A 19,249-nucleotide genomic window follows, 5' to 3' on the forward strand; every position below is an offset into this window, starting at 1 on the left:
GCATGCACTTTCCCCGCAGGGTACGCATCGTCGAGGTCGGCGCGCGCGACGGACTGCAGAACGAGTCGGTGCCCGTCGCGACCTCCACCAAGCTTGAGTTGATCCGGCGCCTGAGCGACAGCGGTCTTGCGCATGTCGAGGCCGCCAGCTTCGTCTCGCCCAGGTGGGTGCCGCAGATGGCCGATCACCGCGAGATCATGCTGGCGCTGCGCGATAGCCCTGCCGAGTCAGCGACCACTTACTCCGCTCTCACACCCAACATGAAGGGACTTGAGGCGGCGCTGGAGTGTGGTGTGCGCGAGGTGGCCGTATTCGGCTCGGCCAGCGAGTCCTTCTCGCAGCGCAACATCAACTGCTCGATCGCCGAGTCGCTGGAGCGCTTTGCGCCGGTGATGGAACACGCCCTCAAGGCCGGTGTGCGTGTGCGCGGCTATGTGTCCTGCGTGCTCGGCTGCCCCTATGAAGGCGAGATAGCCCCCGCCGAGGTGGCTGCCGTCGCTCGCGAGCTCAAGGCCATGGGCTGCTACGAGGTGTCGCTGGGTGACACCATCGGCGTCGGCACCCCGCTCAAGGCCAAGCACATGCTGGAGCAGGTCAGTCGCGAGGTGCCGATCGCGCAGCTCGCCGCCCACTTTCACGACACCTACGGCCAGGCGCTCGCCAACCTCTACGCCGTGCTGGAAGAAGGCATCGCGGTGATCGACAGCTCCGTGGCGGGCCTGGGCGGCTGCCCCTACGCCAAGGGTGCCTCGGGCAATGTCGCCAGCGAAGACGTGCTCTATCTGCTTGAGGGCATGGGCATCGAGACAGGGGTGGACCTGGCAGCGCTGGCACAGACCGGCGACTGGATCAGCCGTGTGCTGGGGCGACCGAATGGCTCACGCGTCGGTCAGGCGCTGATGGCCAGTGGCTGAAGGCGAGTGGATAGAAGCGAGTAGCTGAGAGCGATCTGCGTGAGACGCTGGCAAGACCAGCACGGCGCGCACCGATTGCGACCAAGGGCCGCACTGGATGGTCGCTGTCACGGAATCGGTGTAGGCTTGCCGCCGTTCGCGCACCGCTTGAGCCCGATGCGCGCCTTCCAACACCCTGTCTCTTCCTGAACCTTGACCCGTGTGCTTGCCGGGAAAAGCGCGAGAGACTGATTTCAGGACACCGTGATGAGCGCCCTTCCGAACTGCCCGGCCTGCAATTCCGAATACACCTACGACGACGGCATGCAGTACGTCTGCCCTGAATGTGCCCATGAGTGGTCCAAGGAAGCCGCCGTCGAGGAAGCCGGTCCGGTATTCCGCGATGCCAACGGCAACGAGCTGATCGATGGCGATACCGTCACCGTCATCAAGGACCTGAAGATCAAGGGCACCTCCTCCGTCGTCAAGGTCGGCACCAAGGTCAAGAACATCCGCCTGGTGGATGGCGATCACGACATCGACTGCAAGATCGATGGCGTCGGTCCGATGAAGCTCAAGTCGATGTTCGTCAAGAAAGCCTGATCGCTCTACTTGCCTGACACGACGATGCCCCGCCTGCGCCATGTGCGCGACGGGGCATCGTCGTTTGCGGACTGTCGTTTGTGGACTGTCGTTTCCAGCCCGCCATTTCCGGCTTGCCGAGGCGCCTTGCCCAGCCCGCTCTGGCCAGCCCTGTCCCGCACCAGCCCACCACCCCAGCAAGTGCTCACTCACTCCTCAGGCGACGTCTTGTCCAGCGGCGTGACCTTGGACAGGCGTATGCGGCGCTGACCGCCGACCTCGAATTCAAAGCGGCCGCTCACCTGAACCTCACGCCCGATATAGGCACCGATGCGCTCCGGTGGCAGCAGTTCCAGGCGCTGCTGCCCTTCGCCTTCCAGCCAGTAGCGGTTGGGCACGTCTTCGCTGCGCACCCTGCCCTGCACGGCCACCTGCTCGCCCTGCCAGGCCTCGGAGTGTTCCAGCAGCGTCGCCACGCTGGTAGGGCGCGGGCCATTGACGCCATCGCATCCCGCCCCGGCCATCAGCATCACCGCCACGGCCACCATCGCCAGCCAGTGTTGCATCCCCTTGTTCATCTTCATTCCTCGCGCGACTGATACTTCATCGGGGGCTACCCGCTCGCTCATCCACTCGCTTGCGGCTTGAGGGGACTCGGGCAACGGCCCGGCAGTCGAGTTCCTCGCCCCTCGCGTCGAATGGCGATATCTCGTGGTCACCCAGACGCACCTGACGCCTGACGTGGACTCATGCACAGTCTGACAGCTGCCACGCGAGGCGATAACTCCCTGACCAATAGAATCAGCCATCAGGATCAGTCCTCAACGCGGGCCGTGAGGCGCCGCGCCACCCTTGAGCCCCATCACGACTCTGAGGCCTGTCATGCTGAGGCATGGTCGCCGCGCGGTGTCTGCATGCACCGCCCTTGTCTCGCGCGCCTGCCGCACCTATATCATTGCCCGCAGGGACACGCCGCGTCATCGACGAGACATGAGTGAAACGCTTCGTCACAACACCCTGCCCACAACGCCCTGCCGGCATCCCATCAGGAGAATGACATGAAGACAGCCAAGGTGGCCTATATCACCGGCGGTGCTCAAGGCATCGGCCGCGGCATCAGCGACTACCTGCTCGCCCACGGCTGGCGCGTGGCCCTGGCGGATATCGATGCCGAGGCAGGCCAGCAATATCGGGAGATGAAGAAGCGACAGGCGAGCGGGCTTGCAGAGGAGCCTGCAGCGCCGCCGGGGGATCTTGCTGAACGCTCGGAAGCGCCGCTCGACGAGTCGCCCATAGAGGACATCGGTGAGCGTCTGCGCGTCTTCACGCTGGATGTGCGTGACGAGAAATCCGTGGCCGCCAGCATCGCGGCTACCTGCGAGGCCTTCGGGCGGCTGGACGCGGTGATCAACAATGCCGCGATCGCTGACCCCTTCCAGGGCAAGCTTGAGGAGCTGTCGCTTGAGCGCTGGCATCAGGTACTCGACACCAGTCTGACCAGCAGCTTCCTGACCGCCAAGCATGCGGCGCGGCATCTGCGCGAGACCGGCGGCAGCATCGTCAATCTGGCCTCCAGCCGCGCCCTGCAGTCCGAGCCGCACAGCGAAGCCTACGCCGCCAGCAAGGGCGGCATCGTCGCCCTCACCCATGCCATGGCGATGAGCCTCGGGCCGGAGATTCGCGTCAATGCCATCAGCCCGGGCTGGATCGACGTCAGCGCTCTGCAGAAAAGCGGCGAGGCCGAGTCGCTGAGTGACGAAGACCACGCCCAGCATCCCGTCGGGCGCGTCGGCCATGTCGATGACATCGCCGCGCTGGTGGCCTTCCTGACCTCGGACAAGGCCGGCTTCATCACCGGCCAGAATCATGTCGTCGATGGCGGCATGACGCGCAAGATGGTTTACGCCGACTGACAGGACAAGGCCGACTGAGACGATAAGGCCGACCGAGACGACAACGCCGACCGAGACGACAACGCCTGACGCGATTGCACGTCAGGCGTTGTCAGTTCTTGAGCTGCGTCCGGGTTTCCCTGAACGCTCAACTGCGGACTTTACTCGCGCGGGCCGGGGTCACACCGCGTGCGGTGCCAGCCACTGCTTGAGCTGACCGGCCTGCATCACGCCGGATTCGCGCGCCAGCTCCTTGCCCTGCTTCATCACCAGCAGCGTCGGAATGCTGCGGATGCCGAAACGACCGGCCAGCGCCTGCTGGGCTTCGGTGTCGATCTTGGCGAAACGCACACGGGTGCCCATCTGCGCCGCGACTTCATTGAAGATCGGCCCCATCATCTTGCACGGGCCACACCAGCTGGCCCAGAAGTCGATGACCACCGGCATTTCACTGCGCACCACCAGAGCCTCGAAGTTGTCGCTGGTCAGTTCCAGCGGCTCCTTGGGCAGCACGGCGGCGCTGCACTTGCCGCAGCTGGGGTTGTCATCCAGACGCGCGGTGGCCACACGATTGAGAGCGAGACATTGCGGACAGGCCAGCACGAGGGATTCAGACATGATCGGACTCCAGAAGAATGGGGATGCGGCGCGCTGCGCTGACGACTCAGCGTCAGACGCGTACCGATAAGCGCAGATCATACGACTCGTGGGCTGATAAGCAATTGAGTCACCTTATCGCCCTGATTGGCTGGCTGTATGAGCCCGCCTGATCTGAACACTCGCCTGACCTGAACGAACTGAACGTCCCCCCTGCCCTCAACCTGAAGGGCCCCACCAGTCTTGGCAGGGCCCTGGACACTCAGCACACATGGGTGTCCATCAGATGCTGGCCAGCCCGAACTTGATGCACAGTGTCACCAGCACCAACAGGAAGAGGGTTTCCACCACCATCAGGATCACCGGCTTCCAGCCCACCACCGCCAGCTTCTGGAACGACGTCTTGACGCCCAGCGCGGCAATTGCCGCCACCAGACACCAGCGCGACAGATCGGTGAAGCCTTCCACGGCGACGCTCGGCACCCAGCCAAGGCTGTTGATCAACACCAGTGCCACGAAGGCGATCAGGAAGGTGGGGAACATCGGTACCTTGCCGCCCTCATCGCCATTGGCCTGGCGCGCACTGCGGAACAGCAGCATGAAGACCATCACCGCCGGTACCAGCATCGCCACGCGCAGCAGCTTGACGAAGGTCGAGACGTCCCCGGTGTGCTCGGAGATGATGTAGCCCGCGCCCACCACCTGAGCCACGTCATGGATGGTGCCGCCGAGGAAGATGCCGGCCTCGGCATCATCCAGCCCCAGCAATCTGACGATCAGCGGATAGGTGATCATCGCCACAGTCGAGAGGGTCGTCACCCCGACCACGGTCATTATGGTGTGACGCTCGCTGGTGGCGTTGCGCGGCATCACCGCCGACAGCGCCAGCGCCGCCGAGGCACCGCAGATGGCCACCGAGCCGCCGGTCAATAGCCCCATGTCGCGGTCCAGCCCCATCACGCGGGCCAGCAGCGCGCCGAACAGGATGGTCGCCACCACCCCGAGCACCACCGTGATCACCGGGCCGAGGCCGAGACTCGCGACCTGCTCCAGCGTGATGCGCACGCCCAGCAGGGCCACGCCGAGGCGCAGTACCGTCTTGGAGGCGAACTCGATGCCCGCCTTGCACGGCCCCTCCTCGGAGAGAAAGTGCAGCGACATGCCGAACAGCAACGCATAGAGCAGCGTCGGGCCGCCGTAATGGTCAGCGATGAAGGTGGTCGCCAGCGCGATGATGATGCAGATCAGAAGGCCCGGCATGATGATGCGCACGCGCCCTTCCAGGGTCCGCCACAGGCTGGTGGGCGGGGCGGGTGTGTCGTGCAGTGATGAACTGTTGTCAGTGGCCACGCGGATTCCTCAATCAGACCAGCAAGCGGTGACGGGCAAGCTGCCCCGCCGCGATGTGTCGTACAAGCACGAAGGCCTGCTAGCTGGCCTGGGCCATGTTCACCTGGGCGGCCTTGATCATGTCGGCGGCCTTCTCGGCGATCATGATGGTCGGCGCATTGGTATTGCCGGACACGATCACCGGCATGATCGAGGCATCCACCACGCGCAAGCCGTGCAGGCCATGGACACGCAGCTCGTCATCTACCACCGCCAGCGCATCGTGGCCCATCTTGCAGGTGCCCGCCGGGTGATAGATGGTCTGGCTGAACTGACGCGCGGCTTCCAGCAGCTGCTCATCGCTCTGGTAGTGCGCGCCCGGCACATACTCCTCGCTGATCACCGAGGCCAGCGGCGCTGCCTGGGCGATACGCCGCGCCACCTTGATGGCATCGACCACCACGCGGCGGTCTTCCTCGGCGCTGAGATAGTTGGGCTGGATGGAAGGGTAGATGCTGGCATCGGCGCTGGTGATGCGCACCTGCCCGCGGCTGTGCGGGCGCAGCTGGCACACCGAGGACGTGAACGCCGAGAACGGATGCACGCCATCGGCGGGCTTGTCGGCACTCAACGGCTGCATGTGGAACTGGATATCAGGGCGCGTCAGCCCCTCGCGCGACTGGGTGAAGGCGCACACCTGGCTGGCCGCCAGCGTCAGCGGGCCGGTACGCGTGAAGAGGTACTGGGTACCGACCGCCAGCTTCTTGAGCGGATGACGCACCTCGTCATTGAGGGTGCGGCACTGGGTCTTGAACACCAGCCGTACCTGCAGATGATCCTGCAGGTTTTCCCCGACGCCCGGCAGCGCGTGCAGGCAGTCGACGCCGACACTGGCCAGATGCTCGGGCTCACCGATACCGGAGCACTGCAGAATCTGCGGGCTGCCGATGGCGCCGCTGGACAGCAGCACCTCGCGCTCGGCGCGCGCCCTGTGAATCGTGTTCTTCACCTCATACTCGACCCCGACGGCGCGCTTACCTTCCAGCAACACGCGACGACAGTGCGCATGCTTGACCAGCGTCAGATTGCTGCGCGTGAGGGCCGGGCGCAGGAAAGCCCTGGCCGTGCTGCAGCGCAGGCCCTTGTAGGTGGTCTGCTGGAAATAGCCGACCCCTTCCTGGCGCTCGCCATTGACGTCCTGGTTGCGCGGAATCCCCGCCTCCACCGCCGCCTCGATGAAGCGCTCGGCGATCTCGCGCTTGAGGCGCAGGTCAGAGACATGCAGCGGCCCATCGGTGCCGTGCCACTCATCTGCGCCGCGCGCCTGACACTCCGACTTGCGGAAGTACGGCAGCACTGACTTGAAGTCCCAGCCCTTGTTGCCTGCCGCCGCCCAGTCGTCGTAGTCCTCATGCTGACCACGGATATACAGCAGCCCATTGAGCGAGCTGGAACCGCCCAGCACCTTGCCCCGCGGCCACTGCAGCCGACGACCATTGATACCCTTGTCAGGGTCGGTGAGATAGCACCAGTCGGTGGCCGGGTTGTGCATCGTCTTGAAGTAGCCCACCGGCACATGAATCCACGGATTCCAGTCCGAGCCGCCGGCTTCCAGCAGCAGGACCTTGATGGAGGGGTCTTCGCTTAGACGATTGGCTAGCACGCAACCGGCTGAACCCGCTCCGATCACGATGTAGTCATAGGCGGCTGATGCGTCTGCATTGGCGTAACGTGTTGTTTTCATTATTTTATATACCATATCGAGACATATTGTCTCATAATAATGGTATCAAAATTGAAATTCGTCAAATACGAAACACAGCGTCTCAATATCTTTGCCAAAGCTGAAAAAGTGCCCTACATTGAGATTTGAAACGCCGGTAACGGTACTTTTCGTCTCGTTATACGACCAACTATGTAAGACGAACTAGCGAGAACGATACAGACCGCCAACATGGGCAATCACCATAGAGGCCAGAAGCAGGGCTCATGGGCGCTGGAGAGGTGCTTGAGGAGAGTTTGAGAAGAGTCTGGAAAGGGCTTGAGGAGACTCTGAAGAGACTTTGGGAGTTTTGGAGAGGCTTTGAAGAAATAGCGGATATGTCTGACAAGCGCCCCGACATGCTCTGAAGAGACACGCCCTGAACAGGCACTGCGAAACGCCTGACAAATAAAGACGGGCATATAAGGACAGCAAATAAGGACGGATAAACAAGCACTTGGCTAAAGAAGTGATCAACAAACGGCTTGCCGGACAAGCAGCGGAAGCAAGCCCCGCACCGCAAGACCCATAACAACGCCAACACAGGGCGAGTGATACGACATCACTTCCCGGCCGCCAGGCCTGCATCCCACCACAAAAGCAAACACAATACCGGGAGCACTACCATGCCATCGCCACTCAGCAAGCTGTCACGCCGTGACTTCCTCGACATCTCGGGTCGCTTCGGTCTGACCTCGACCCTGCTGGCCGCCACCGGCCTCGGCGCAGGTCTTACCGCGTCCACGCTGGCGCGTGCCGCCGATCAGGAGCAGCAGAAACGCTACAAGACTGCGCCCAAGTTCCAGCTGCGCTTCGGTGCCTCGGGCTTCAACGAGCGCAATCTCGATATCCAGAAGTCCGGCCAGCTGTTCTTCGCGCGGGATCTGGAAGAACGCACCAACGGCGCCATCCGCGTCGAATTCATGGGCAGCAACGAGGTCTGCAACCAGCTGGACTGCGTCGGCAAGACCCAGCAGGGCATCGTCGATATCTACTCGGCCTCCACCCAGAATTCCTCGGGCAGCGCGCCCTATCTGAACGTGCTCGATTTCGCCTATCTGTTCCCCACCGTCGCCTCGATGTTCCACTTCTTCTATCACAAGAAGAGTGAGCAGCTGCTGCGCGAACCGCTGCGCCAGCGCCACAACCTGCAGTTCCTGTTCACCCACTGTGACCTGCGCGGCATCATGCTCGGCCTCAAGTGGCAAGACAGACCGCTGGTCACCAGCATCGATGATCTCAAGGGCACCAAGAACCGCGTCACCGGCACCCAGATGGGCCGTATCGCGATGGAACAGCTGGGCCTGAACCCGGTGCCGGTCGCCTGGGAAGAGACCCTCGATGGCCTGCGCCAGGGCCTGCTGGATGGCGCCGAGACCTGGATGAGCGCCGTGGCCTACGCCGGCATGGCACCGGTGGTGTCGCAGGCGGTCGACCTGCGCTTCTTCGCCGGTACCGAACACACCGGCATGAGCCTGCCCAAGTTCGACAGCCTCGGCGCCGAACTGCAGGACCAGGTGATGGAGTCCGCCTACTGCGCGCAGATCTTTACCCAGGGCATGAACGAGGCCGGGCGCTTCGAGATCGTCGGTGCCACCGAACACCCCGCCGCCGGTACCGTCTTCGCCGAGAACAATGTACGCGTGGCGCCGCTGTCGGACGCCGAACGCTCACGCGCGGAGCAGATGTGCTCGCCGGAATTCAATCCCGAACCGTGGGAGCAGTGGCGCGAGCGCCTCAACAAGTGGTCCGGCGGTCTCGATATCTATCAGGAAATCCATGATGTCGCGCGCGAGATTCCGCGTGATATCGCCGCCGTCAACGTCAAGCCGCAGCGCTGGTGGAGGGGGTAATGGGCGATACCACCATCTTCAGTCAACCGACCAAGCAATCTGCCCTCAAGAAGGCCGCGCCCTGGGCGCGTCCCTTCCTGTGGCTGGATGCCCATCTGGAACAGGTCGTCATCCTGATCGCCTATTCCGGCATGGCCGGCATCATCTTCGTCGAAGTCATCCGGCGCTTCTTCTTCGGCCTGCAGGCCCCCTGGAGCACCAGCATTCCCGTGCTGCTATTTCTGTGGCTGACCTGGTTCGGCGCCTCGCTCAACGTCAAGAAGCGCACCCACCTGAGCCTCAACGAGATTCGCATGAAGCTGCCACGCACTGGCCAGTTCGCCTGCCTGATCCTCGATGCCGTGCTGTGGATCGGCTTCGGGCTGATGGTGATCTACTTCACCACCACCCAGGTGACGCTGGCCTACGACAACTACGCCATCGTGCCGGGCACCGACAACGTCATGCAGTGGTGGTTCTACCTCGCCACGCCGCTGGCGTGGGTGATGATCATCTATCGCGTACTGCAGAACCTCTACGCCGACTGGGCGCGCTATCGCCGCGGCGACTCCTTCAACCTGCAACCGTCCATCATGGACTGAGGAGGTCAGCATGACAGACGGTATCTGGATCTCCCTGATCACGGCGGGCGTGACCGCCTTCTTCCTGCTCGGCGTGCCCATCTTCCTCGTCATCGGCCTGTGGGTGGTCGGCACCAGTCTGGTGATCGACTTCACGCTGGCCAATGTCGGCGTCACCCTCTTCCAGGGCCTGAGCTTCTTCGGCCTGCTGGCGTTGCCGCTGTTCATCCTCACGGGGGACCTGATCAACGCGGCGGGCATCGCCAAGCGACTCTCCGACTTCGCCTACTCGACGCTGAGCTGGATGCGCGGCGGGATGGGCATGTCGACCCTCGGCGCCTGTGGCCTGTTCGCGGCGATTTCCGGCTCCAACGCCGGCACCACCGCCACCATCGGTTCGATCATGCAGCCCGAGATGGTCAAGAACGGCTATGACGAGCGCTTCGCGGCCGCGACGGCGGCCTCCGGCGGCACCGTGGGCATCATCATTCCGCCCAGCATCATCTTCATCGTCTACGGCTTCATGATGAACCTGTCGATCAGTGACCTGTTCATCGCCGGCATGGTGCCGGGCGCCCTGATGGTGGTGGCGATGATGGTCGCCTGCTATCTGGTGGCACGCCGGAATGGCTGGGGCCAGCTGCAACCCTTCAAGGCCGGTGTCAGCGCCAGACTGGCGCGCAAGGCCTATCTGGGCTTCGCGACCATCGGCGTGGTGGTCTACGGCATCTACTCGGGCAAGTTCTCGCCGACCGAAGCCGCCGCCATCACCGTGGGCTTCACCATGATCGCGGGACTGCTGATCACCCGCGAGATCAGCCTGAAGAAGCTGCCGACCATCATGCTGCGCTCAGGCCAGATCGCCGGCATGCTGGCACCGCTGATCGCCATCTCGGTGGTCATGCAGCAGCTGCTGTCGGTACTGGGTGCCGGTCAGGCGCTGAGCGAGATGCTCAGCGGCATCGACAACTACTACCTGACGCTGGGCACCTGCATGCTGATCATCCTGCTGGCGGGCATGATTCTGGAAAGTCTGCCGGTGACGATCATCCTGGCGCCGATTCTCGCGCCCATCGCCCAGCAGGCCGGGGTCGATCCGATCCACTTCTCGGTCATCTTCCTGGTCGGTGCCGCCATCGGCTTCGTCACGCCACCCTTCGGGCTCAACCTGTACGTGGCCAGCAGCATCACCGGCATTTCCTACGTCAGACTGGTCAAGTACGTGATTCCCTACTTCATCGCGCTGATCGCCTGCTGGCTGGCCATCTGCCTGGTGCCTTCCCTTTCCCTGTTCCTGGTAAACCTGTAACACTAGCCTCATCGACAGCCCCGCGAGGGGCTGTCTTCGTCTCATCAGGGCAGCCTTCGCCAAGGGGTCCGCTGCCGTGATGAATCGATGCACTGACGCCTTGCCACCCTGCCCCTGTCGGCTCCGATCACCCCGTGTGACATGCGCCCGACAGCAGGATGAGGACACTAGATGAGCAAAGACACGCCCACCAATTCGACACTCTTTCGCGCACTCGGCCTGCTGGAAGAAATCGTCACCACCCAGCACGCCGTCAGCGCCGCCGATCTCGAGAAGCGCTTCGACATCCCCAAGCCGACCATCCATCGCCTGCTCAAGCAGCTGGAAGAACAGCAGCTGATCAGCCGTGATCTGGATGGCCGTCACCTGCTGCCCGGCCCGCGCTTTCGGCGCATGTCGCTGGGCGCACTGGCCAATGAGGGCCTCAAGGTGCCGCGCCGTGTCCTGCTGGAACGGTTGGCGAAGGAAGTCGGCGAGACCTGCAACCTGACGCTGCTCGATGGCCACGAGGTGATGTATTACGACCGCGTGGAAACCAACTGGCCGGTGCGCATCCAGCTGGCGCCCGGCTCACGCCTGCCGCTGCACTGCACCGCGAGCGGCAAGCTGTTTCTGGCGCTGATGCCGCTGCATCGCCGCCGCGCCCTGCTCGCCCATCTGGCGCTGGAAGCGCACACGCCCTGCACCCTGACCTCGCGGGCCACGCTGGAAGAGGCGCTCGACACCGTGGCGCGCAATCAGTTGAGCACCGATGATGAGGAGTTCATCCAGGGCATGGTCGCCATCGCGGTGCCGGTCTTCGATGAGGTCGGCCAGATCCAGGCGACATTGGCGATCCACGCGCCGCGCCTGCGCCACTCCATCGACTCCCTGCTGGAGTGGGCGCCGCTGATGCGCCAGATCGCCACTGAGCTGGAAGGCACGCTCTGAGGCGTGCACCTTGTGCGCACATGACGCATGAAATGATCTCGTCCAGCCCCGAGTGACACCTGAGCCACGCTGACGATGGGCCATGATCCAAAACGCTCGCCCCCGCAGACAGTGATTGTCTGCGGGGGCGAGCGTTTTTCAGCGAGCTTTTTCATGTGCCAACTTTCTGAGTACCGCTATCCCTCAAGCGTTTCTCTCCTGCGCTCAGGGCGTCGGTACCACCACCACCGGAATGCTGGCGCGCTTGATCACCCCCTTGGTGACCTTGCCCGCATAGGAGGCCACGAAGCCGCGCTTGTTGGTCGCCATGATGATCATGTCGCAGTCATGGCGCGTGGCGTAGCGGATGATCTCCGAGGCCGGATAGCCCTCCACCACATTCAGCCCGGCGATCACCGGGCGCGGATCGCCGTCGTCATGGGTGTTCCAGAAGTCCTCCAGCATCTTTTCCAGGCGCTCCCTGGCCTGATCGAGCCGCTGCTGCATCAGACCCTCCAGCGTCGGCTTGTGACGGATGTTGACCTTGAGGGTGTTCATCACGTCATCCGACAATGACTTGACGGTATGCAGCACATGCAGCTCGGCGCCCGTCGCACCCGCCAACCACACCGAGCGCGCCAGTACCCGCTCACAGTCTCCGCGCAGGCCTACACAACACAGAATTCGTTTGACTGCCGGCATCGTCCTTCTCCTCGTTCATTGCAGGGCTAGCGTTCAGATGGCGCTTCAGTACCCCATCACCCTGGGTAGCCACAGCGAGATGTCAGGCACATAGGCGATCAGGAAGATGGCCGCCACCGAGCCCGCCGCGAACGGCAATGCCTTCAGGGAAATCTCCTCGATGGAGGCCCCGCCTATCCCCGAGGCCACGAAGAGGTTCTCCCCCAATGGCGGCGTCTGGAAGCCGATGGCCAACGCGCAGACCACCACGATGCCGACGTGCACCGGGTCCATCCCCAGCATGTACATGATCGGCAGCAGCACCGGGGTGAGAATCATGATCGCGGCCAATGTCTCCATGAACATGCCGACGAACAGCAGGAAGAAGATGATCATCGCCCAGATCAGGTAGAGGTTGTCGGTCATCGCCAGCATGCCCTCGGCGATATGCGCCGGCACGCGTTGCTCGACCAGCAGCCGCCCGAACACCGTCGCCGTGAACAGGATCAGCAGCACGCGACCGGTGATCCAGGTGGTGGTCTCCAGGGTGCGCAGCGTCGGCTTCCACTTGAGTTCCTTGTGCAGGAAGATGCCGACGATCAGGGTGTAGACGATGGCGACGATGGCGGATTCGGTCGGCGTGAAGAGGCCGCTGTAGATACCGCCGAGGATGATGAAGGGCGCCAGCATCGACCAGACGCCCTTCTTCAAGGTGGCGCGGATATGCGGCCATGACCAGCTGTTGGTCAGGCCACGATAACCGCGTTTCTTCGAGATCACGTAGTTGATCAGCAGCAGGAAACCGGCGATCACCACGCCGGGCATGACGCCGGCGATGAACAGCTTCGGGATGGACAGGGTCTGGAAGTCACCGTGCATGGCCACCGCTTCGGGCGGCGGCTGCAGCCCCATGCCGGAAATCCCGAAGATCACCATCGGGATCGATGGCGGAATCACCACCCCCAGCCCCCCGGAAGAGGCCGTGATCGCTGAGGCATAGCCACGATCGTAGCCGCGCTTGGCCATCGCCGGAATCATCAGCATGCCGACCGCCGCCGTGGTGGCCGGCCCCGAACCGGAAATCGCACCGAAGAACATGCAGGCAAACACCGTGGCGGCGGCAAGTCCGCCCGTTACCGGCCCGGCGAAGGCCTCGGCGATATCGACCAGCCGTCGCGAGATGCCGGCGGCCTCCATCAGCGCCCCGGCCAGAATGAAGGCCGGCAAGGCCATCAGCGGGAATGAACCCACCGAGGTAAAGGCGATCTGCACGAACGCCATCGGGTTTTCATCGATGCTCAGATAGGTCGCCAGCGCCGCGACACCCAGCGAGACGGTGATCGGTGCGCCCAGCACCAGCAGCAGGAAAAAGACGCCAAACAGGATGTAGATGATGGTGGAATCGATCATGACTTGCCGCCCTCCTGTCTATCACTGACCTGTACATCACTGGCCTGTGGATCAGTGGCCTGACCGTCACCGCCCTGCTTCAATTCCTCCATTGCCTGGGAATCCGGGTCCACGATGTCTTCCTTGCGCACGAACTTGAGATAATTGGTCTGGATGATGCGCACCGTCATGGCGGTAAAGGCCAGCGGCAGAATCAGATAGAAGTACTTCATCGGCACACCCAGCGTCTGTGACTTCCAGAACAGATTCATCTTGTTGAACACGAAGTCGTAGCTGTAATAGATGAACACCGCATTGAAGGCGATCCAGATGATATCGGTCAGCACACCGCAGAGGGTTTCCACCCAACGCGGCAGGAATCGAAACTGGAAGGTCACGCGGTTATGCGCCGACATGCGTGTGGCGTAGACGGCGCCTAGATAGGCAAACCACACGAAGGCATAGGTCGCCAACTCGTCTCCCCAGGGAATCGAGTAGCTGAAAAGGTTACGCAGCATGATCTGCGTGAAGAGAATGATGACGAACACCACCAGCAGAAACTGGCAGAGATAGTTCTCGATATTATCCAGAAACTTCAACAATACCCGCATGGATACACATCCCCCGACATCGCCAGCGATGACCACTTGACGCCACGTCTCCCCTGCCAGCGATCACATGTCGACGACATGCTTGGCATGCTCATGACAGGTGCCGGCAGGCAGGGGAATACGGGCGGGCCTGGAGCCTCAGCCGTTCAGCGAATCATCAAGGCGCGGTGGACGGATCGCGCCCAAGGGTCTCGAGCACCTCGACCAGCTTGTCGCGGCCGCCGATGCTGTCGTAGAAGTCCGGCCAGATGCTGGAGGCCTTGGCGATCCATTCCTTCTCGTCATTGGCGGGCTGGGTGATGGTCATGCCGTGCTCTTCCACCAGTGATTTCTTGATGGAATCCTCTGTGGCCAGCAGGTAGTCGTAGCTATGGGACGTCGCTTCTTCACCCGCCGCCAGCACCAGCTTCTGCTGCTCTTCGCTGAGACTCTGGAAGGTGCCTTCGCCCATGATCAGGGGTTCCATCGAGAACACGTAACAGCTGTCGGTGACGTGGTTCTGCACTTCGTAGAACTTCATGGCATCGATGGTGATGTAGGGATTGTCCTGGCCATCGACGACACCCTGTTGCAGGGCGGTAAAGGTCTCGGACCACGCCAGCGGGTTGGGATTGACGCCCCAGGACTGGTAGGAGGAGATCATGATCTCGTTCTTGGGCACGCGGATGACCATGCCGGCCAGGTCCTCGGGTGAGGCGACGGCCTGCTTGGAATTGGTCAGACGACGGCAGCCGGAATAGGCCCAGCCCAGAATGCGGATACCGGAATCGCGCAGGGTGTTCTCGCGCAGCTCATCGCCGATCTTGCCTTGCGTCAGCGCCTTGGCATCGTCCGGGCCGTGGATGACATACGGCAGGGTCAGCACGCCGACGGTCGGCGAGAATGGCGTCAGGTTGTTGATCGCCACCACGGACAGGTCAACGAGCCCCATGCTGGCGTTGTTGACGGTATCCTGCTCGCTGCCCAGCTGGCCGTTGGGGAACAGGTCCACCTTGATGTCGCCGCCGGATTTCTCTTCCACCAGGCTTGCGAAGGTCTTGCCCAGTTCATACTGGGTACCGCCGGCCGCATCACCGAGGGCCATCTTCCAGGTCGCGGCATTGGCGCCAGCGGCCATGGTCAGACTCGCGGCCGTCACCGCGACGGCCAATGACGCCTTGATCGCGCTGGCGCCAGAGAAGAAGCGGAGATCTGCTGATTGGGTCTGTGTCGAGTCGATCATCGTGTCTGTCCCGTCGTTATTGTTGTTGCGGGCTCCTGACGGCTGCGCGTGATAGCGAGCGGGGTACTGCACCTCATATCGTCAATGACTTCGCGTCTGCACCACTATCTTGCAGCGCCTCATGTCATTCACGATTGCCATCACCTGCTCATCTACAGCCCCAGGAAAGGGAGTGTGAAGTCGCGTCGTGCTTGAACTGTGCTTTCGTTGTACCTGCCAGATCACTTTCTCCCCGTGCGCCATTCCTCGATAGAACCAGTCCGTCGGCATCGATGGGGCCAGTCTTGCAGCACGGTTGCTCTCCCCCTTGAGGTCTGCCTCAATGACGGCATGCCAGCAGAGGAAACCTTGCGGTCAACAGCAGCCAGCACTGCCTCAGAATGTGCGAATGACGGGGCAATCGGGTATAAAAAATGCATATAAAACGGGAGCTTCCGTCAAGAAGCCCACGTGACAACACGCTCGAGAAAACAACAGAGAACACGCATGAGCCATCCGCTGTTTCACCTCGATTCCTCGCGCAAGGAAAGCCTGCAATTCCAGATTCGCGAGCAGATTTCCCAGGCGATTCTCGAAGGCCATCTGCCACGTGATGTCGCGCTGCCCTCCAGTCGCAAGCTGGCCCGCGAGCTGAACGTCGCGCGCAATACCGTGATGCTGGCCTATGACCAGCTGCTGGAAGACGGCTTTCTGATCGCGCGGGAGCGCAGCGGTTACTTCATCAATCCCGAGATTCTCAAGGGCCGTGCCGACACACCGGTACGCCTCAATGATATCGATGCCGACAGTCTCGACTGGGATGAGCGCCTGGCCATCAAGCCCTCCAGGCAGCGCACCATCGAGAAGCCGGGCGACTGGCACCAGTACGACTACCCCTTCCTTTATGGCCAGCTCGACCCGGAATTCTTCCCCACCCAACACTGGCGGGAATGCAGCCGTGACTCGATGAGCGTGCCATCGATTCGCAGCTGGTCGGTGGACCACCTCAACAATGATGACCCGCTGCTGATCGAGCAGATCCATCAGCGGTTGCTGCCCCGCCGCGGTGTCTGGGCAAGCCCGGAAGAAATCCTGATCACGGTGGGTACACAGCAGGCGCTGTGGATCAGCTGCATGCTCCTGCTCAAGCAGGGCCAGCGCTTCGCGATGGAAAACCCCGGTTATGTCGACATGTACAACATCGCCAGCACCTTCACTGACGACATCCAGCTGCTGCCTATCGACGACAAGGGCATGCAGCCGGTGGAGTCGCTCGAGGACTGCCGACTGGTCTATGTCTCGCCCAGCCATCAGTCACCGACCACCGTCACCCTGCCACTGGAGCGTCGCCGCCAGCTGCTGGACATGGCCGAGACCGGCAACTTCCTGATCATCGAGGACGACTACGAGAGCGAGAGCAACTACGCCGACAACCCGACACCGGCGCTCAAGAGCCTGGACCGCCACAAGCGGGTCATCTATGTCGGCAGCCTCTCCAAGACCCTCGCCCCCGGCCTGCGACTGGGCTACATGGTCGCGCACCCCACGCTGATTCGAGAGGCCCGCGCCCTGCGCCGCCTGATGCTGCGCCATCCGCCGACCAACAATCAGCGTGCGGTGGGACTCTTCATCGCGCGTGGCTATCACGACAGCCTCATCAATCAGATGCATCAGGTGATGCAGCGTCGCTTCCTGCTGATGCGTGACGCCATCCAGCGCCATCTGCCGATGATGAGCACGCCTGCTACCTACGGCGGCTCCTGCTTCTGGATGCATGGCCCCGACACGCTCAACGCCCATCGCCTTGCTGCCCTCGCCCGTGAGCAGAGCATTCTGATCGAGGTCGGCGACCTGCACTTCTTCTGCAATCGCGATCGTCATCGCCATTACCTGCGCCTCGGTTTCTCGGCGATTCCGGAAGCGCGCATCGAGGCCGGCATCATCAAGCTGTCCGCGCTGGTACCGCTGGCGTTGGAGGCACCCGAAAGCGTCATCGACATGAGCGCCTGATTCTCGACAGGAGATTATGACAAATGATTACCCTATAGCTAAAAAGAGGCTCCCTGACTGACCAATAACACTTGGCAATCAGGGAGCCTCTTGGCTTTCAGGCAATTGAACTTGCAGACAATCACACTTGCAGACTACTGCGCCTCGTCCTTCATCGCGTACCAGCGATACAGGCACCGCTGGCCGGTGCGGCGGAACGGCGCGAACAGCGGCGATTCGACCTTGTTGAGCACATTGGGATACGGCAGGCGTGACTGGAAGATCGGCAGTACCAGGTCCGCCGCGTCCCTGGCGATCCACTGGGCGAGGCGCTTGCCCGCCTGGGCGGAATACATCACGCCGTTGCCGCCATAGCCCATGGCGTAATAGACGCTCTGCTTCGGGTCCGGCTGATGGATGCGCGGCATCATGTCGTGGCTGACATCCACCCAGCCCCACCAGGAATAATCGACCTCGATGCCGCTCAGCGCGGGGAACTTGCGATGCATGTCGGCGATCAGCAGCTGCTCGTACTGCGCCTTGGGCGCGTCACGCCCCGAGACGGCACTGCGACTGCCGATCTGCAGGCGGTTGTCCGGCAGCAGGCGATAGTAGTGGCGCAGCACGCGGGTGTCGGTGAGCACCTGATGGGTATGGAAGCGGGTCGCCTCGATTTCCTGCGTCGTCAACGGGCGCGTCACCAGCGAGTTGGAGAGCACCGGCATCAGACGCTTGTCGAGCTCCGGATGCAGCTTGCCGGAGGTGTAACCGCCGGTAGCCATGCCCACCGAGCGCGCCTTGACCACACCACCCGGCGTTCTCAGATAGTGCACGCCATCGCGGGTCTCCCAGCTCTCCACCGGGCTTGCCGGGTGCACCTTGACGCCCAGGCGGCGCGCCTTGCGCAGATAGCCGAAGGCCAACTTGCCCGGGTGCACGCCGATACCTTCCGGCTCGTGCATCGCGCCGCAGGCCTCTTCGTCACCGACCCACTCATTGCGCACTGTGGCGCCATCGATGATGCGGGCATCGTAATGGAAGGTCTCGCGCAACAGGCGCGCTTCCTTCTCCAGCCCCGGCATCATGCGCTCGCGGTGGGCGATATACAGATGACCGCCCGGCTGCGGATCGCAGTCGATGTCCTTGATCAGCTCCTTGAAATTCTCCATGCCCTCGACGCACTCACGGTGCAGGCCGTGGGCGGCCTCGAGCCCGTAGCGCTCGATCCACTGCGAGCGCTTGAGGCGGCCTGTGGCGCACTGCGCCTGACCGCCATTGCGGGTCGAGCAGCCCCAGCTGACCCGATTGGCCTCCAGCACGGTGGCCTTGATGCCGTACTTCTCGGCCAGCACGATGGCGGCGGTGAGTCCGGTGAAACCGGAGCCGACGATCACCACATCGGCATCGATATCGCCCATCACCGGGCCATCATCCTGCGGCGGCTCACCGGCGGTGGCGACCCAGTAGGTCGGCGCGTAGTCGCGCCCTTCGCCGGGGGTGGCGCTCACCAGCGGGTCATAGGCCGGGTCATACGGCTGAGAAGCCTGAGTGGCCGGGCGCTGTTCTGACTCGCTGTCCACCTCATCTGGCCGGGCGCCGTGCTGCACGATAGTTTCCATCTCGAACACCTCCTCTCACCCGCAGGGTGCACGCCATGACCTCACGCCATGACGTGCTACCCCTGGGGCAAAG

Annotated in this window: 17 protein-coding genes; 8 read left to right on the top strand and 9 right to left on the bottom strand. The window is 62.6% G+C overall.

Annotation, left to right across the window (positions count from 1 at the left end):
* Positions 1 to 2: 2 nt before the first annotated feature.
* Positions 3 to 914, top strand: a complete 912-nt coding sequence (locus F8A90_RS12715; protein ID WP_200017379.1) for a hydroxymethylglutaryl-CoA lyase — start codon at positions 3 to 5, stop codon at positions 912 to 914.
* A 246-nt stretch (positions 915 to 1,160) separates the two neighbouring features.
* The gene (locus tag F8A90_RS12720; RefSeq protein WP_166018777.1) at positions 1,161 to 1,496 is read left to right on the top strand and encodes a zinc ribbon domain-containing protein YjdM; all 336 of its coding nucleotides are present in this window, start codon (positions 1,161 to 1,163) and stop codon (positions 1,494 to 1,496) included.
* Positions 1,497 to 1,684: 188 nt separating this feature from the next.
* Here the strand turns inward: F8A90_RS12720 and F8A90_RS12725 are convergent, their stop codons facing one another.
* A complete protein-coding gene (locus F8A90_RS12725) occupies positions 1,685 to 2,053 on the bottom strand; it encodes a hypothetical protein (RefSeq protein ID WP_166018778.1) in 369 nt (122 codons plus the stop codon).
* 480 nt (positions 2,054 to 2,533) lie between these two features.
* Here F8A90_RS12725 and F8A90_RS12730 point away from each other — a divergent pair, with 480 nt between their 5' ends.
* On the top strand, positions 2,534 to 3,388 hold the full coding sequence (locus tag F8A90_RS12730) for an SDR family oxidoreductase (RefSeq protein WP_200017380.1): 855 nt from the start codon (positions 2,534 to 2,536) through the stop codon (positions 3,386 to 3,388).
* Positions 3,389 to 3,547: 159 nt separating this feature from the next.
* Here the strand turns inward: F8A90_RS12730 and trxC are convergent, their stop codons facing one another.
* The 3 genes from trxC to F8A90_RS12745 all read right to left on the bottom strand — a co-directional run bounded on the left by trxC (position 3,548) and on the right by F8A90_RS12745 (position 7,037).
* Entirely contained in the window at positions 3,548 to 3,985 is a 438-nt protein-coding gene (gene trxC, locus F8A90_RS12735) for a thioredoxin TrxC (RefSeq protein WP_043331344.1), read from the bottom strand.
* Positions 3,986 to 4,246: 261 nt separating this feature from the next.
* The gene (locus tag F8A90_RS12740; protein ID WP_233593316.1) at positions 4,247 to 5,314 is read right to left on the bottom strand and encodes a YeiH family protein; all 1,068 of its coding nucleotides are present in this window, start codon (positions 5,312 to 5,314) and stop codon (positions 4,247 to 4,249) included.
* A gap of 79 nt (positions 5,315 to 5,393) precedes the next feature.
* Positions 5,394 to 7,037 carry a GMC family oxidoreductase gene (locus F8A90_RS12745; RefSeq protein WP_200017381.1) on the bottom strand — a complete coding sequence of 548 codons (1,644 nt, stop codon included), beginning with the start codon at positions 7,035 to 7,037 and terminating at the stop codon, positions 5,394 to 5,396.
* A 644-nt stretch (positions 7,038 to 7,681) separates the two neighbouring features.
* Here F8A90_RS12745 and F8A90_RS12750 point away from each other — a divergent pair.
* From F8A90_RS12750 to F8A90_RS12765, 4 genes are all read left to right on the top strand, one after another.
* Positions 7,682 to 8,908 carry a TRAP transporter substrate-binding protein gene (locus tag F8A90_RS12750; protein WP_200017382.1) on the top strand — a complete coding sequence of 409 codons (1,227 nt, stop codon included), beginning with the start codon at positions 7,682 to 7,684 and terminating at the stop codon, positions 8,906 to 8,908.
* A complete protein-coding gene (locus F8A90_RS12755) occupies positions 8,908 to 9,489 on the top strand; it encodes a TRAP transporter small permease (protein ID WP_200017383.1) in 582 nt (193 codons plus the stop codon). The genes F8A90_RS12750 and F8A90_RS12755 overlap by 1 nt, the downstream gene beginning before the upstream one ends.
* 10 nt (positions 9,490 to 9,499) lie before the next feature.
* Complete coding sequence (locus tag F8A90_RS12760) at positions 9,500 to 10,777, top strand: TRAP transporter large permease (protein ID WP_166018783.1); 1,278 nt, start codon at positions 9,500 to 9,502, stop codon at positions 10,775 to 10,777.
* Between the two features lie 171 nt (positions 10,778 to 10,948).
* The gene (locus F8A90_RS12765) at positions 10,949 to 11,707 is read left to right on the top strand and encodes an IclR family transcriptional regulator (RefSeq protein WP_200017384.1); all 759 of its coding nucleotides are present in this window, start codon (positions 10,949 to 10,951) and stop codon (positions 11,705 to 11,707) included.
* Positions 11,708 to 11,911: 204 nt separating this feature from the next.
* Here the strand turns inward: F8A90_RS12765 and F8A90_RS12770 are convergent, their stop codons facing one another.
* The 4 genes from F8A90_RS12770 to F8A90_RS12785 form a co-directional block, all read right to left on the bottom strand.
* A complete protein-coding gene (locus F8A90_RS12770; RefSeq protein WP_200017385.1) occupies positions 11,912 to 12,388 on the bottom strand; it encodes a universal stress protein in 477 nt (158 codons plus the stop codon).
* A gap of 45 nt (positions 12,389 to 12,433) precedes the next feature.
* The gene (locus F8A90_RS12775; RefSeq protein ID WP_200017386.1) at positions 12,434 to 13,777 is read right to left on the bottom strand and encodes a TRAP transporter large permease; all 1,344 of its coding nucleotides are present in this window, start codon (positions 13,775 to 13,777) and stop codon (positions 12,434 to 12,436) included.
* The gene (locus F8A90_RS12780; protein ID WP_200017387.1) at positions 13,774 to 14,367 is read right to left on the bottom strand and encodes a TRAP transporter small permease; all 594 of its coding nucleotides are present in this window, start codon (positions 14,365 to 14,367) and stop codon (positions 13,774 to 13,776) included. Before F8A90_RS12780 ends, F8A90_RS12775 begins: the two co-directional genes overlap by 4 nt.
* Positions 14,368 to 14,524: 157 nt before the next feature.
* Positions 14,525 to 15,589: a TRAP transporter substrate-binding protein gene (locus F8A90_RS12785; RefSeq protein WP_233593317.1), complete on the bottom strand. Its 1,065-nt coding sequence runs from the start codon at positions 15,587 to 15,589 to the stop codon at positions 14,525 to 14,527.
* A 486-nt stretch (positions 15,590 to 16,075) separates the two neighbouring features.
* On the opposite strand from F8A90_RS12785, the gene pdxR reads away from it, so the two are divergent.
* Positions 16,076 to 17,578 (top strand): MocR-like pyridoxine biosynthesis transcription factor PdxR, encoded by a 1,503-nt coding sequence (pdxR, locus tag F8A90_RS12790; protein ID WP_200017388.1) that lies wholly within the window; start codon positions 16,076 to 16,078, stop codon positions 17,576 to 17,578.
* 134 nt (positions 17,579 to 17,712) lie between these two features.
* Here pdxR and F8A90_RS12795 read toward each other — a convergent pair whose 3' ends face one another.
* Positions 17,713 to 19,176, bottom strand: a complete 1,464-nt coding sequence (locus tag F8A90_RS12795; protein WP_200017389.1) for an NAD(P)/FAD-dependent oxidoreductase — start codon at positions 19,174 to 19,176, stop codon at positions 17,713 to 17,715.
* Between the last annotated feature and the right edge of the window lie 73 nt (positions 19,177 to 19,249).

The sequence above is a fragment of the Cobetia sp. cqz5-12 genome (genome assembly GCF_016495405.1).
Taxonomy (GTDB): Bacteria; Pseudomonadota; Gammaproteobacteria; order Pseudomonadales; family Halomonadaceae; genus Cobetia.